15 protein-coding genes are annotated in these 13849 nt (G+C 66.1%); 10 read left to right on the plus strand and 5 right to left on the minus strand.

Features of this window, described 5'->3' with window-relative positions:
* Positions 1–35 precede the first annotated feature (35 nt).
* The 7 genes from A3E77_RS01860 to phhA all read left to right on the plus strand — a co-directional run bounded on the left by A3E77_RS01860 (position 36) and on the right by phhA (position 6946).
* Positions 36–428: a DUF2946 family protein gene (locus A3E77_RS01860; protein WP_293643209.1), complete on the plus strand. Its 393-nt coding sequence runs from the start codon at positions 36–38 to the stop codon at positions 426–428.
* Positions 429–571: 143 nt separating this feature from the next.
* The gene (locus A3E77_RS01865; RefSeq protein ID WP_293643210.1) at positions 572–2590 is read left to right on the plus strand and encodes a TonB-dependent receptor family protein; all 2019 of its coding nucleotides are present in this window, start codon (positions 572–574) and stop codon (positions 2588–2590) included.
* Between the two features lie 13 nt (positions 2591–2603).
* The gene (locus A3E77_RS01870) at positions 2604–3956 is read left to right on the plus strand and encodes a PepSY-associated TM helix domain-containing protein (protein ID WP_293643211.1); all 1353 of its coding nucleotides are present in this window, start codon (positions 2604–2606) and stop codon (positions 3954–3956) included.
* Between the two features lie 8 nt (positions 3957–3964).
* Positions 3965–4729: a molybdate ABC transporter substrate-binding protein gene (modA, locus tag A3E77_RS01875; protein WP_293643212.1), complete on the plus strand. Its 765-nt coding sequence runs from the start codon at positions 3965–3967 to the stop codon at positions 4727–4729.
* A complete protein-coding gene (gene modB, locus A3E77_RS01880) occupies positions 4729–5424 on the plus strand; it encodes a molybdate ABC transporter permease subunit (protein ID WP_293643213.1) in 696 nt (231 codons plus the stop codon). The genes modA and modB overlap by 1 nt, the downstream gene beginning before the upstream one ends.
* Entirely contained in the window at positions 5414–6034 is a 621-nt protein-coding gene (locus A3E77_RS01885) for an ATP-binding cassette domain-containing protein (RefSeq protein WP_293643214.1), read from the plus strand. Before modB ends, A3E77_RS01885 begins: the two co-directional genes overlap by 11 nt.
* Before the next feature lie 39 nt (positions 6035–6073).
* Complete coding sequence (gene phhA / locus A3E77_RS01890) at positions 6074–6946, plus strand: phenylalanine 4-monooxygenase (RefSeq protein WP_293643215.1); 873 nt, start codon at positions 6074–6076, stop codon at positions 6944–6946.
* Positions 6947–6949: 3 nt separating this feature from the next.
* Here phhA and A3E77_RS01895 read toward each other — a convergent pair whose 3' ends face one another.
* From A3E77_RS01895 to A3E77_RS01915, 5 genes are all read right to left on the minus strand, one after another.
* Complete coding sequence (locus tag A3E77_RS01895; protein ID WP_293643216.1) at positions 6950–7762, minus strand: hypothetical protein; 813 nt, start codon at positions 7760–7762, stop codon at positions 6950–6952.
* Positions 7763–7826: 64 nt separating this feature from the next.
* Positions 7827–8798 (minus strand): 50S ribosomal protein L11 methyltransferase, encoded by a 972-nt coding sequence (locus A3E77_RS01900; RefSeq protein WP_293643217.1) that lies wholly within the window; start codon positions 8796–8798, stop codon positions 7827–7829.
* A gap of 3 nt (positions 8799–8801) precedes the next feature.
* Entirely contained in the window at positions 8802–9494 is a 693-nt protein-coding gene (locus A3E77_RS01905) for an SDR family NAD(P)-dependent oxidoreductase (protein ID WP_293643218.1), read from the minus strand.
* Positions 9495–9649: 155 nt separating this feature from the next.
* Positions 9650–11002, minus strand: coding sequence for a methyl-accepting chemotaxis protein (locus tag A3E77_RS01910; RefSeq protein ID WP_293643219.1), 1353 nt, complete (start codon positions 11000–11002; stop codon positions 9650–9652).
* A gap of 131 nt (positions 11003–11133) precedes the next feature.
* Positions 11134–11616 (minus strand): Lrp/AsnC family transcriptional regulator, encoded by a 483-nt coding sequence (locus A3E77_RS01915; protein WP_293643220.1) that lies wholly within the window; start codon positions 11614–11616, stop codon positions 11134–11136.
* Between the two features lie 161 nt (positions 11617–11777).
* On the opposite strand from A3E77_RS01915, the gene ald reads away from it, so the two are divergent.
* From ald to sdhC, 3 genes are all read left to right on the plus strand, one after another.
* A complete protein-coding gene (gene ald, locus A3E77_RS01920) occupies positions 11778–12893 on the plus strand; it encodes an alanine dehydrogenase (protein ID WP_293643221.1) in 1116 nt (371 codons plus the stop codon).
* A gap of 21 nt (positions 12894–12914) precedes the next feature.
* Complete coding sequence (locus A3E77_RS01925) at positions 12915–13160, plus strand: hypothetical protein (RefSeq protein WP_293643222.1); 246 nt, start codon at positions 12915–12917, stop codon at positions 13158–13160.
* A 270-nt stretch (positions 13161–13430) separates the two neighbouring features.
* Positions 13431–13849 (plus strand): succinate dehydrogenase, cytochrome b556 subunit (sdhC, locus tag A3E77_RS01930; RefSeq protein WP_458574400.1); only part of this gene is annotated, 419 nt, incomplete at its 3' end.

Below are 13849 nucleotides of genomic sequence, written 5' to 3' on the forward strand. Positions count from 1 at the left end.
TGCCAACGGCGCAGGCGCGCCATAAGGCGCGACGCGTGAGCCTGCTCGCCGCCTTTCGCCGCCCCGGCATCCTGTTCTTGCTGCCTGTGCTACTCGCACTTGCGGCGCGGGTACTGGTCGCGCCCGGCTGGATGATCGAGAGCGATGCGTCGGGGTCGATTACCGTGCGCATCTGTTCGGACTCCGCCAATCCCGGCGCGACGATGACGATTCCGATCGACAAGGTCGGCGAGCACGAGGTGGCGTCGGGGCAACAGCATTGCCCGTGGGGCGCGCTTGCGAACGCGCCGATCCTTCCAGATCTGCCGGTGCTTGCCGCCGCGCCGCTGGCCGTTGAACCGGCACCCGTAACGCGGCCGTCGCTTGGCTTCGCGCCCGGCGTCGCTTCACCGCTTCCTCCAAGCACGGGCCCGCCTTCCCTCGCATGAATTCCGTCGCCCCGGCGAAGGCCGGGGTCTCGATCGTGCGTCCTCGCGCGTCATAGAGATTCCGGCCTTCGCCGGGATGGCGGGTTTGAGTTACCGCGCGATCTTCGCGCGGTCCCATGCCTGTTTCCAGGGAAGATTTTCCAATGAACAACGTCTATCGCGCGGCGCCCTTGCTGGCGCTCGCCACCTGTCTTGCCGCATTGCCCGCCCATGCCGACGAAGCGGCCAACAGCACCATCATCGTCACCGCGCCCGAACGGACGGACGAGGCCGAAGCGCGCGTCCAAATGACCGCGGGCGGCGCCGATGTCGTTTCTTACGAAGATTATGCCGACAAATCCGTGGTTTCGCTACGCGACACGCTCGCTTTCTCGCCGGGCGTCTATCTCCAGCCGCGCTACGGGCAGGAAGTGCGCATTTCGATTCGCGGCTCGGGTCTGTCCCGCGGTTTCCACATGCGCGGGCTGACGCTGCTCCAGGACGGCGTCCCGATCAACCTCGCCGACGACAATGGCGATTTCCAGGAATTGGAACCGATCTTCTTCGACCATCTGGAGGTCTATCGCGGCGCCAACGCGCTGCGCTTCGGGTCGGGGACGCTGGGCGGTGCGGTGAATGGCGTGACGCCGACCGGGCGCACCGCCGAGGGCTTTTACCTGCGCGGCGATGTCGGCAGCTTCGACAGCTATCGCGGACTCGTCTCGGCGGGTGTCGCGAGCGACCGGGTCGATGGCTGGGCGGCGATCAGCGCCGACACGTCGGACGGCGATCGCGATCATGTGAAGCGGCGGAGCTTTCGCTTCCACGGCAATGTCGGGCTGAAATTCAGCGATACGGTCTCCACTCGTTTCTACGCCAGCTACAATGACATCAAACAGGAAATCCCCGGTGCGCTGACCTTTGACCAGGCGCTGACCACGCCGCGGGCGGCCAGCGCGGCGGCGGTGGCAGGGGATCAGGCGCGTGACATCGTATCGCTGCGCCTCCAGAACCGCACATCCTTCGATTGGGGTGCGTTCCGGCTCGACGTGGGGGGCTTCGTCAACGCGAAGTCGCTTTATCACCCGATCTTTCAGGTGATCGACCAGGATTCGGTCGATCTTGGCGGCTTTTTCCGCGCCGATTATGCGACGGGGCCGGTCGAGGTCACGCTGGGCGGCGAGCTGCGTCGCGGCAAGACGCGCGCGCGGCAGTTCGTCAATATCGCGGGGCGGACCGGCGCGCTGCTGTTCGACGCCGACCAGCGCGCGCGCACTGCAAATCTTTATGGCGAGGTGCGGGTGCGGCCGACCCGCCAGCTGACGTTGATCGCCGGGGGGGTATATGCCGACGGCTATCGCAAGCGCGACGTCAAATTGTCGACCGCGCTCGACGGCGGAATATCCTTCGATGCCTTTTCGCCCAAATTCGGCCTGTTGTTTGAACCGGGCGAGACGGTGCAATTCTTTGCCAACTATAGTCGGTCAGCCGAATTTCCCGGTTTCGGCGAAGTGTTCCAGAATATCGGAACGCCGCCGATCAGCCAGGTCGTGTCGACAATCCGGCCGCAGCGCGCCTGGACGGCTGAAATCGGCACACGCGGCACGCTGGGTATCGTGACCTGGGATCTCGCGCTCTATCGCGCGACGTTGAAGGGCGAGCTGCTGCAATTCACCACCAACGCCAGCGTTCCGGCGGCCACGTTCAACGCCGATCGCACGCTGCATCAGGGGGTCGAGGCGGGGCTGGAAATCGCTCCGACCGACTGGCTGCGCTTGCGGCAGGTCTATAGCTACAGCGACTTCCGTTTCCGCGATGACGACCAGTTCGGCAACAATCGCCTGCCGGTGGTGCCGCGTCACACCTATCGCGCCGAGTTGCGGATCGGCAGCGACGCGCTGCACATCGCGCCGAACGTCGAATGGGTGCCCGATGGGCCGTTTGCCGATTACCGCAACCTCGTTTCGACCCCCGGCTATGCGCTGATCGGCGTCACCGGCGGAGCGCGGGTCGCCGAAGGGGTCGACGCCTTTGTCGATGTCCGCAACATCACGGGCAAAAAGGCGATCGGCGACATCAGCGCCGCGATCACCGTGACGCCCCCCAATGTCTTGTCAGGGTCGGCGGTCTATTATCCGGTCGAACGCCGCGCGGTGTCCGCCGGCCTTCGCGCCCGGTTCTAAGAAGGGGCAGGGGATGACCGACAGCAACCGCATTCCGCTCTATCGCACGATCTGGCGCTGGCATTTCTATGCCGGGCTGTTCGTCATCCCCTTCGTGCTTGTCCTGTCGGCGACGGGCGCTGCCTATCTTTTCAAGCCGCAGCTCGATCGGTGGGAGGAACGCAGCTGGCGCGGCTTGCCTACGTCCGGCGCGGTCGATGCCGATGCACAGGTCGCCGCCGCACTCGCCGCCAATCCGGGCGCTAGCTTTCATTACTACCGCATTCCCGAAGCGCCGGGCGATGCGGCGGTCGTCCATATCGGCCTGCGGGGTGGAGGAATGCGCGATGTCGCGGTGTCACCCCAAGGAAAGGCAGTCGGCACGATCGATCCCGACCAGCGCATCTCGGCCTGGCTATCGCGTATTCATGGGAGCCTCTTGATCGGCCGCACCGGCAAGCTCCTCGTCGAATTCGCCGCAAGCTGGGCGATCGTGATGATCCTGACCGGCCTTTATCTGTGGTGGCCGCGCGGGCGCGGCGCGGCGGGGGTGGTATGGCCGCGCCTGTCGCTGGGCGGGCGTGCGGCGCTGCGCGATCTTCATGCCGTTACCGGCTTCTGGGTTTCGGGCCTCGCGCTGATCCTTCTCCTCACCGCGCTGCCCTGGACCGACGTGTGGGCGAGCGGTTTTCGCACGATCCGGGCCGAAATGGGCTGGGTGTCGGGGGTGCAGGATTGGAAGGGCGGAGCGAATCCGCATGCCGCCCACGATCATTCCATTATGGCAGCCACCAAGCCATCGGCGCCGCCGCCGCGGGCGCGGCTCGACTATATCCTGCTCCGCGCCCGCGCCGAGCAGATGCCCGCGCCCGCGATCATCCAGCCACCGGGCGCGCCCAACATGTTCGGCCCGCCCAACGGCAATGTCTGGACGCTGACCACGCTGACCCAGAACCGGCCGCAGGTCCGCAAGGTCAGCTATGATCCCGAAACCAGCCTCGAAGTCGCGCGCAGCGGTTTCGCTGACAAACATGTCATCGACCGGGCGGTCGGTTATGGAATCGCTTGGCACGAAGGGCAGTTGTTCGGCCTCGCCAACCAGTTGATCGGCGTCGCGACCGCCGCGGCGCTTTTCACCCTCGCCATTTCGGGCTTTCTTCTGTGGCGTCGGCGTCGGCCCGGCGATGCGCTCGGTGCCCCGCCTGCACAGCGCGATCCCGCGAAGCTTCGCGGCGTTGCAGCGCTGATTCTGGTCCTCGCGGCGTTATTGCCCTTGCTCGCCGCTTCGCTGATCCTGCTCTGGATCGCCGAGCGGCTGGTTCTGCCGCGGCTGCCGCGCGCCGCACGCTGGCTCGGCGTTGCGGCACAGGCCTCGCCGCGCCTATAGCGGGCGGCATGATCCCTGTCCTTCGCCTGCTGATCGCGCTCGCCGGGCTGTTGCTGACGCCCGCTGGGGCGGCCGCGGCGCGGGGGCCGGTCGTGCTTGCGGCGGCGAGCCTCCAGGAGTCGCTTTCCGAAGCGGCAAGCGTCTGGGCGGCGCGGGGGCATCCGAAACCCGTGCTGTCCTTCGCCGCCTCGTCGGCGCTCGCGCGGCAGGTCATCGCCGGGGCGCCCGCCGACCTCTTTCTGTCGGCCGACGCGCCATGGATGGATGCGGTGGCGAAGGCAGGAAGGCTCCGCGCGGGCACGCGCACGACCCTGATCGCCAACCGGCTGGTGCTGATCGCCCCCGCGCGCAGCACCGTCCGGCTGACCCCGGCGCGCGGCTTTCCGCTTGGCCGCGCGCTCGGCTCCGGCCGTCTCGCCATGGCGGACCCCGAGGCGGTGCCTGCGGGCCGTTATGCGAAGGCAGCGCTCGCGCATCTCGGCGTCTGGCGCAGCGTCGCGGCGCGGATCGCGCCCGCCGAAAATGTTCGCGCCGCGCTGGCGCTGGTCGAGCGCGGCGCCGCGCCGCTCGGCATCGTCTATGCGACCGACGCGCGCGCGTCGAAAACGGTGCGCGTCCTCGGCACCTTTCCCGCGGCCAGCCACCCGCCGATCCGCTATCCGGTGGCGGTGCTGAAGGCATCGCGGCACCGCGATGCCGAGGCCTTCCGCGCCTTCCTCCTGTCAAAACAGGGTCGTGCGATTTTTGCGCGCCACGGCTTTTTGGCACCGTGATGCTGTCGCCTGAAGAATGGGGGATCGTCCTGCTGTCGCTCAAGGTCGGCGTCGTCGCCGTGCTCGCCACGCTTCCGATCGCCTTCCTGATCGCGTGGGTGCTCGCGCGCCATCGCTTCCCCGGCCGGATGCTCGTCGATGCACTCGTCCACCTGCCGCTCGTGCTGCCCCCTGTCGTCACCGGCTGGCTGTTGCTCATCGCCTTCGGCCCGCTTGGCCCCGTCGGCCGCTGGCTCGAAAGCTGGTTCGGCATGACGCTGATGTTCCGCTGGACCGGCGCGGCGCTGGCCGCGGCGATCATGGCGCTGCCGCTGATGGTGCGCGCGATGCGGCTGTCGATCGAGGCGATTGACCGGCGGCTGGAGGGGGCGGCGCGCACGCTGGGGGCCAGTCCCTGGCACAGTTTCTGGACGATCAGCCTGCCGCTCGCGCTCCCCGGCGTACTCGCCGCGCTGGTGCTCGGTTTCGCGCGCTCGATCGGCGAGTTCGGCGCGACGATCACCTTCGTCTCGAACATCCCCGGCGAAACGCGCACCTTGCCGCTCGCCATCTACGCGGCGCTGCAAGTTCCCGGCGGGGAAGCAGCGGTGACGCGGCTTGCGCTCCTCTCGGTCGCGCTCTCGCTCGGTGCGCTGGTCCTTTCCGAATGGCTCGTCCGCCGCACGCACGGCGCAAGGCACCGGCATGGCGATTGATATCGACATCTCCCGCCGCCTTGGCGATCGGATGATCGCTGCCCGCTTCGTTGCCGGACCTGGCCTGACCGCGCTGTTCGGCCCGTCGGGCGCGGGCAAAACGAGCATTCTCAATATGGTCGCCGGGCTGCTAAAACCCGATCGCGGCCATATTCGCATCGGCGACCGTACGCTGTTCGGCGACGGGATCGACCTGCCGCCGGAGGCGCGCCGCGTCGGATATGTTTTTCAGGACGGGCGGCTGTTTCCGCATCGCCGGGTGCGCGCGAACCTGCTTTACGGACATCATCTTGCCGGTCCCGCCGATCGCTGGATGGGGTTGGACGAAGCGGCGCAATTTCTCGGCATCGGCGATTTGCTCGACCGCTGGCCGCACAGCCTGTCGGGGGGTGAGGCTCAGCGCGTCGCGATCGGCCGCGCCTTGCTCGCGGGCCCCGAAATCCTGCTGATGGACGAACCGCTCTCATCGCTCGACGCTGCGCGGCGCGGCGATATCATGGTGGTGATCGAACGGATTCGCGACGAACTCAAACTGCCGATCCTGTATGTCAGCCATGATCGCGTCGAGGTCGACCGGCTCGCAACGTCGGTCGTGACGATTGGCGAATAAAGTTTCACTTGAAACCATTTTGATGATAGAAGCTGTCATATGGAAAGCCAATTCACCCACGTCCACGATACGCCGCCGCCGGGTGCCGCGGCCGACTGGACGATTCCCCAAAATTGGGATGCCTTCACCGCCGACGAACATGCGATGTGGGACCGCCTGTTCGCGCGCCAGTCGGACATGCTGCCGGGCCGGGCCGCCGACGCCTTCCTGCGCGGGATCGACGTGCTGCGGCTCGAAAAGCCGGGCATTCCCGATTATCGCGAACTCAACGCCCGCCTGATGGCGGCCACGGGGTGGCAGGTGATCGCGGTGCCGGGGCTCGTCCCCGACGAAGTGTTTTTCGACCATCTTGCGAACCGGCGTTTTCCCGCGGGCAATTTCATCCGCACGCCGCAGCAACTGGACTATCTTCAGGAACCCGACGTTTTCCACGACGTGTTCGGTCACGTCCCGATGCTCGCCGACCCGGTGTTCGCCGATTATATGGTCGCTTATGGCGAAGGGGGGTTGCGCAGCCTGAAGTTCGACGCGTTGAAACAGCTTGCACGGCTTTACTGGTATACGGTCGAATTCGGCCTGATCCGTGAAGCCGGTGGGCTGCGCATCTATGGCGCGGGCATCGTGTCGTCTTTTGCCGAAAGCGTCTTCGCACTCGATTCGGACAGCCCGAACCGCATCGGCTTCGACCTTTCGCGGGTGATGCGCACTGATTACCGGATCGACGATTTCCAGCAGAATTATTTCGTCATCGACAGCCTGGACCAGCTGCTCGATACGACGGTCAACACCGATTTTGCGCCGCTCTACGTCAAAAATGCCGCGCTGCCGCCGATCCCGATCGCCGATATTCTGCCGGGCGACGAGGTGATCACGCGCGGCACGCAGGAGTATGCGCTCGCAAAGAGCGGCTGACCTTCACTCGCCGCTTTTGCGGACGGTCGTAACCAGCTGGCGCCGTTGTTGATATGCCTCGCGATCGGCCGGCACGGTGTAGATCCCGCGCAGTAACGCCGCGTCATGGCGCGACAATTCGCGGCGCTCTGTTTCGCTGTCAAACAGCGCCAGGATCGACTCCTTTGGTGGCGGCGGATTGCTCCGGAACTCGGCGAGCGCGACCATCGCGGCATAGGATGCGACCGAATCGAGCGGGGTGCCTTCGGCCTGCTCGACGTCGATCACGATGGTCGCCGTTTGCAGCGCCCGAACGACCTGCGTGCTGACGATGCTGCTGTTGTAAAGCTTCACATAAAAATCGCTGATCGGCATCCCGTCGCGGCTCTCGTCGCGCGTCGTATACCACCAGCGGATCGCGCCCGTCCCATCGAGCACCCGGTCGCGCGCCACCGGCGCCAGCTCGGCGAATTGTTCGGGCGCCTTGCGGCGCACCGCACGCGCCAGGTTTCGGCCGTCGGAACTGAAAGCGATGACGATATTGGCCTGGCAATCCGCCGCTGCGACAGGCGCGCCGGCCGCGGTGGCGACGGTGCGAACGCGCGCGTTGACAATGGCCGCGACCGTGTCGTCGACCCCGACCGTGCGCGGGCAAACGGGATCGACCCAGCGCGCGAGCGGCTTGAGCTGCACGACTCCGGCACGGCGAACATATTCGGACGCGCGCTTCTTTGCTTCGCCGCGGGTCAGCGGCGTTCCTTCGACGATGATCGCATCGGGATCGTCGCCGGCAATGGGGGCGGCGGCGAGCAGGGCGATGGCGGCAAACAGGGTCATGGCCGATTCCTCCTGATGTCTGGCATCAGGTTAGCAAATCGTCGGGATATTTCCAGCGTTTAGCTTACCAGCTACCGAAACTGGCGTCCGAGGGACTTGCGCGGTGCAACGCGCGCTCCTTGCGGCGCCAGCCATAGCGGCGGCGCTTGACCAGCAGCAGGCACGGCCATTCGGCGCTGCCCCCGCGCGCGGCGAGGCGGAAACCCTGCGCGCGATAGGCGGCGAGCACCGGCTCCATCTGCCGCGCGATCAGCCCGGCGAGGATCGCGTGACCGCCGGGCGCGGTCGCGGCGGCGATGTCGGGGGCGAGGGTGATCAGCGGCCCCGCGAGGATATTCGCGATGACCAGGTCATAGGGCGCGCGGTGGCGGATCGACGGATGATCGGTTCCCGGCGCGACGGCCAGCGCCAGGCGGCCGCCGCTGCGGCCCAGTGGGACGCCGTTGATCCCCGCATTGTCGCGCGTCACGAAAATGCTCGCGGGGTCGATATCCGATGCGATCGTTTTCGCCCGCGGCCACAGCGCCATCGCGGCAAAGGCAAGCAGGCCGGTGCCGGTGCCGATGTCGGCGATATTGCGCGGGCTTGCGCCGACTCGCGCCAGCCGGTCGAGCATCGCGAGACATCCTGCGGTCGTGTCGTGGCCGCCGGTTCCGAACGCCTGGCTTGCGTCGATCAGAAAGGGGGTGCAGTCGGCGGGAACCTGGCCTGCATGGCTGCTCGTATGGACGAAGAAGCGGCCGGCCCGCACGGGCTCCAGCCCCTGCTGGCTCAACGTCACCCAATCCTCTTCGGGCAATTCGCTGACCGTCGGCTTCGTGCCCTTGGCGCTCGGGATCAGCGCCTGCAATAGGGTCAGCAGTGCAGGCGCCGGTTTGTCGTCGACATAGGCATCGAGTTGCCATTCGCCCGCATCCTCGTCGATCTCGCGCGTCACGACGACGGGCGCCGCGGCCAGCGCGTCGAGTTCGGGGATTTCGCCCGACAGCGCCTCGGCCTCGTCGCGCGTGCAGGGGAGCGATATGATCCAGCTCATCGCTTACCGCACATAGCTGGCACCGTTTACGTCGAGCACGGCGCCGGTCATCGACGCGGGGGCCTCCAGCGCGCACCAGCGCGCCATTTCACCGACTTCGTCGGGCATCGCGACCCGGCCCAGCGGAATATCGGCGAGCAATTTGTCGCCGCCGCGGCTCGCCAGATAATCGTCGGCCATGCCGGTCATCGTAAAGCCGGGGCAGATCGCAAAGGCGAGGATGCCGTCCTTGGCATAGGCACGCGCGATCGTCTTGGTCATCGCGACCATGCCCGATTTCGACGCCGCATAATGCCAATGCGCGGGGCTGTCGCCGCGATAGGCGGCGCGGCTTGCGATATTGACGATGCGGCCGCCCGACTGGCGGCGTTGCCAATGCAATATGGCAAGGCGGCAAAGTTGCGCGCTCGCGGTCAGATTGACCTGCATCGTGCGGTTCCAATTCGCCAGCCAGTCGATATCGGCCGCCTCGATCGGATTCGCCTCGAACACCCCGGCATTGTTGACGAGCACGTCGACACGGCCGTCCAGCCGGTCGAGGCTAGCCTGCCACAGCCGGTCGGGGACCGCGGGGTCGGACAGGTCGCCATCGGCGCTCGACAGCGCGACAAGCTTGGCCGCATCGGTGGTGAGCGCCTCGGCGATTGCGGCGCCAATGCCGCGGCTGGCGCCGGTGATCAGGATGTGCGTCGTCATGCCCCCGCCTTAGGCAGCGGGGCAGGGCTTGCCAAGTTACAGCGGCCCATCAACCGCCGTCATCCCGGCGAAGGCCGGGATCTCGTCGGTGCGCAGGAGGGCGAGGGTGAGATCCCGGCCTTCGCCAGGATGACGTTAAAAGAGGACAGGCGAACCTACGCAACCCGGCGACTGAACTCGCTCGCGGCCTGTTCCAGCTGTTGCAACCGGCCGCCCATCTTGGCGAATTCCTGGCTCAGCACGCTGATCTCGTTCGCAACCATGCCCGAATCGTTGCGGATGCTCGCGATGGTCGATGACATCGAATCGGCGGCCAGCGCGGTTTCGTCGACCGCGGCGGTGATCGAGGTGACGGTTTGCGCCTGCGCGTCCATCGCGTCGCGGATGCGCTGCGCCGAACTTTGCACCTCGACGATCGTCTGCTGGATCGACTGGTTCGCCGATACCGATCCGCGCGTTGCTTGCTGGATCGCGGCGATCTTGCCCGCGATATCGTCGGTCGCGCGTGCGGTCTCGTTGGCGAGGCTTTTGACCTCCTGCGCGACAACGGCAAAGCCGCGGCCCGATTCGCCCGCGCGGGCAGCCTCGATCGTCGCGTTGAGCGCGAGGAGGTTGGTCTGTCCGGCGATTTCACGGATCAGGCCCAAAATGGATTCGATCGATTCGGCGTGATGCGACAGCGTCGCCGACATCGCGACCGCTTCGCCCGCCTGTTCGGATGCGCGCGTTGCGACGCTGGCCGACGCTTCGACTTCGCTGCGCGCATCCTCGATTGCGCGGATCAGTCCGGCTGCGGTCGAGGCGGCTTCGCGCATCGCCATGGCCGATTGTTCCGACGCCGCGGCAACTTCGCTCGTCTTCGCGATCATGCCCTTGGCGGCCATATCGGCGGACGCGGCCTGCTTGGCGAGTTGTTCGCGCACCCCGTCGGTGTCCTGCACCAGCGACGCGATCGAGCGGTCGAAATCGCCCGCCAGCGTCTGTCGCTCGCTCGACACGACGGCGCGATCTAGCTTTTGCGCATAGCGCTGCATGATGTCGAATTCGAGCAGCGCGAGCCGGTTTATCGCGCTCGTCAGCCGCGCGAGCCGTTCGGCGTCGCCGCTGCACGCCGCGACGACATATTCGATGGTCAGGCGCTGGCTTTCGGCGATGCACGACATCACCGACGCCAGCGGCAATTTTACCCGCCGCGCCATATGCGTGTTCTGGCACGCGATCGTCGCGACCTCCTGCCCGGCGGCATCGGCATATTTGACCGACGTGTGTCGCGCGCTGCCGCGAATATAGGATTCGAGAAGCTCGCCCTCGACCTTGCGATCGACGCTGGGAAGGCGATTGAATGCGTCCCAATAGGCGCGCGCAACCGCATCCTCGCGCCCGGCGATAATCAAGTGGATTTCGGCGCCGCAAGCAGCGAGTTGGCCGTCGAGATCATAATAGGGAAAGCGTTCCGACATCAAAATCGGGTCGATCTGCTGCTTATGAATCGGATTTTCCTTCACCATGATCCTGCTTCCCTGATCGATCCCAACAGACGCGCGGGTCTGCTGCCCGCATTCATCCCGCGAAACTGGTGGACGGAATATGCGGCGGAAAGGGTAAAGGCAGCGTTAACCAGCCAGGCGCTTCCGCGGGGTCAGCGGCGCTCGTCGCCGCTCGATGGCATGGGCACCGGATAACCCTCGAACGCCTTGATCGTGCGCAGCGCAAAGGCGCTGTGCATTGCGGCCACGCCCGGCAGGCGCGACAGGCAGTGGCGGTGCAGCCGATCGAAATCGGCGACATTGCGCGCCGCGACGCGCAGCCGATAATCGGACGCACCGGACAACAGCTGGCATTCGAGGATTTCGTCGAAACTCTTTACCGCACTCTCGAACGCGGTCAGCGCCTCTTCGCTCTGCGAGGTCAGGCTGATATCGACGAACACGTCGAGGCCGAGCCCGATCCGGTCGGGGGCGAGCCTGGCCGTATAGCCGGTAATGATGCCCGCCGCCTCCAGCGCCCGGATGCGGCGGTGACACGCCGATGCCGACAGCCCGACGATGTCGCCGAGTTCGGCAGCAGGCCGTGGGCCCGTTCGTTGCAGCAAGTCGAGCAGCTTTGCGTCGATACGATCCATTATCGTGCGTCCTTGGCGATATTCACGCATAATCTGTGCGTATCACTCGCGAATCCGCACGGTATATGCAAGCACCTCGCAGGGCTTTTCTGCTAAAAGCGCCGACAAGTTTTCGGCGGCCAATGTCGATCGCCGATGACATCCATATTCGGAGAGCGACCATGATCATCGGCACCCCCAAGGAAATCAAGAACCATGAATATCGGGTCGGCCTGACCCCCGAAAGCGCGCGCGAACTGGTCGTCCACGGCCACCGCGTGCTGGTTCAGACCGGCGCGGGCGAGGGGATTGGCGCGCACGACCGTTATTATGTCGAGGCGGGTGCCGAAATCGTGGCGACCGCCGAAGAGATTTTCGCGACCTGCGACATGGTCGTGAAAGTCAAGGAACCGCAGCCCGGCGAGCGCGCGATGCTGCGCCCCGGCCAGATTCTCTACACCTATCTTCACCTTGCCCCCGACCCCGATCAGACGCGCGACCTGATGAAATCGGGCGCGGTGTGCATCGCCTATGAAACCGTCACCAGCCCGCACGGCGGCCTGCCGCTCTTGAAGCCGATGAGCCAGGTCGCGGGCCGCATGTCGATCCAGGCCGGTGCGACCGCGCTCGAAAAGGCACATGGCGGCCGCGGCGTGCTATTGGGCGGCGTTCCCGGCGTCGCGCCGGGCAAGGTGTGCGTGATCGGCGGCGGCGTCGTCGGCTTCAACGCCGCGCAGATGGCCGCGGGCCTTGGCGCCGACGTCACCATCCTTGACCGCGACCCCGAAGTGCTCGAACGCGTCGGCACCTTTTTCGAGGCGCGCGCCAAGACGCGCTTCTCGAACCGCGCCAACCTGGCCGAATGCGTGGCAGAGGCCGACCTGGTCATCGGCGCGGTGCTGATCCCCGGCGCCGAAGCGCCGAAGCTCGTCACACGCGACATGCTCGGCACGATGCGCCCCGGCTCGGTGCTCGTCGATGTCGCGATCGACCAGGGCGGCTGCTTCGAGACGAGCCATGCGACGACCCACGCCGATCCGACTTATGTGGTCGACGGAATCGTTCATTATGCGGTCGCCAACATGCCCGGCGCGGTCGCGCGCACCAGCACCTATGCGCTCAACAACGTTACCCTGCCGCACGCGCTGCGCATCGCCGACCTCGGCTGGCAGGAAGCGTTGCGCCGCGACGTGCATCTTGCGCAGGGTTTGAACGTTTGGAATGGTAAGGTGACGTTCGAGGCCGTAGCGGAGGCGATCGGAACCGATTATGTGCCTGTCGAACAGGCGCTCGCCTGACGATAAGGATAGTGAAAGACGATGACCGATCAAGTGCCCCCTCCCCCGCCGCCGCAGGGCGACGACATGGAAGAAGAAAATGAGGTGCTGCGCGCCGCCCGCGAGCTGCGCCAGCAGCGCGAGGCGGCCGATGCCGCCGAAGCCGCCGACAAGGAAGCGGCGAAGGGCAAGCGCGGATGGAAAACCGCCGCCGCGGCGGGCCTCGGCATCGGTTCGGCCGCGGTGATCGCGGCGCTGCTCTACGCGAACCGCGGCAAGATCAAGTGACGCCTTTTGCCGCGCGCCGAAGGCGCGGGGTGCAAAAGCGATCGATCCCGGCCAGCGCCGGGAAGGGAAGGGCGGCTACGGCCGCCCTTTTCGCGCGCGCCTGATGTCGGCTTTGGGGTGGGGAGGATTTTATGGCCGCTCTCCGTCGCAACCCGTCTTTCGTCACGAAACCATGCGAATTATTCCCCAAGGCTCCTAAGCAATTGCATATCGCGGCGGGAAGGCTTAACCGGCACCGCATCGACCGTTTAGAGTCAAGACAGGGCTGATATGGCTGGCAACGAACCGAGTGCGCGTCCGCGCTCCCCGCATCTGCAGGTATATAAATGGGGCCCCGCGATGGCGGTCTCGATCCTTCACCGCGTCAGCGGCGACGGTCTGGCGATCGTCGGCGCGGGGATGTTCCTCTGGTGGCTCGGCGCGCTCGCCGCGGGGCCCGATGCCTATGCGGCGTTTGTCGCCTGCGTGTGGCACGACCCCGACGCCGGGACGTTCCACCAGATCACCAATATCCTCGGCAAGGTCGTGTTGATCGGCCTGACCTGGGCCTTTTTCCAGCATCTCTTTTCGGGGCTGCGCCACTTCGTGCTCGACACGGGCGCGGGTTACGAGCTCAAGAGCAACAAGCTCTGGTCGACCCTCGTGATCGTCGGCGGCGTTCTCGCGACCGCCGTGACCTGGCTCTATAT

The sequence above is a fragment of the Sphingopyxis sp. RIFCSPHIGHO2_12_FULL_65_19 genome, from assembly GCF_001830555.1.
GTDB lineage: Bacteria > Pseudomonadota > Alphaproteobacteria > Sphingomonadales > Sphingomonadaceae > Sphingopyxis.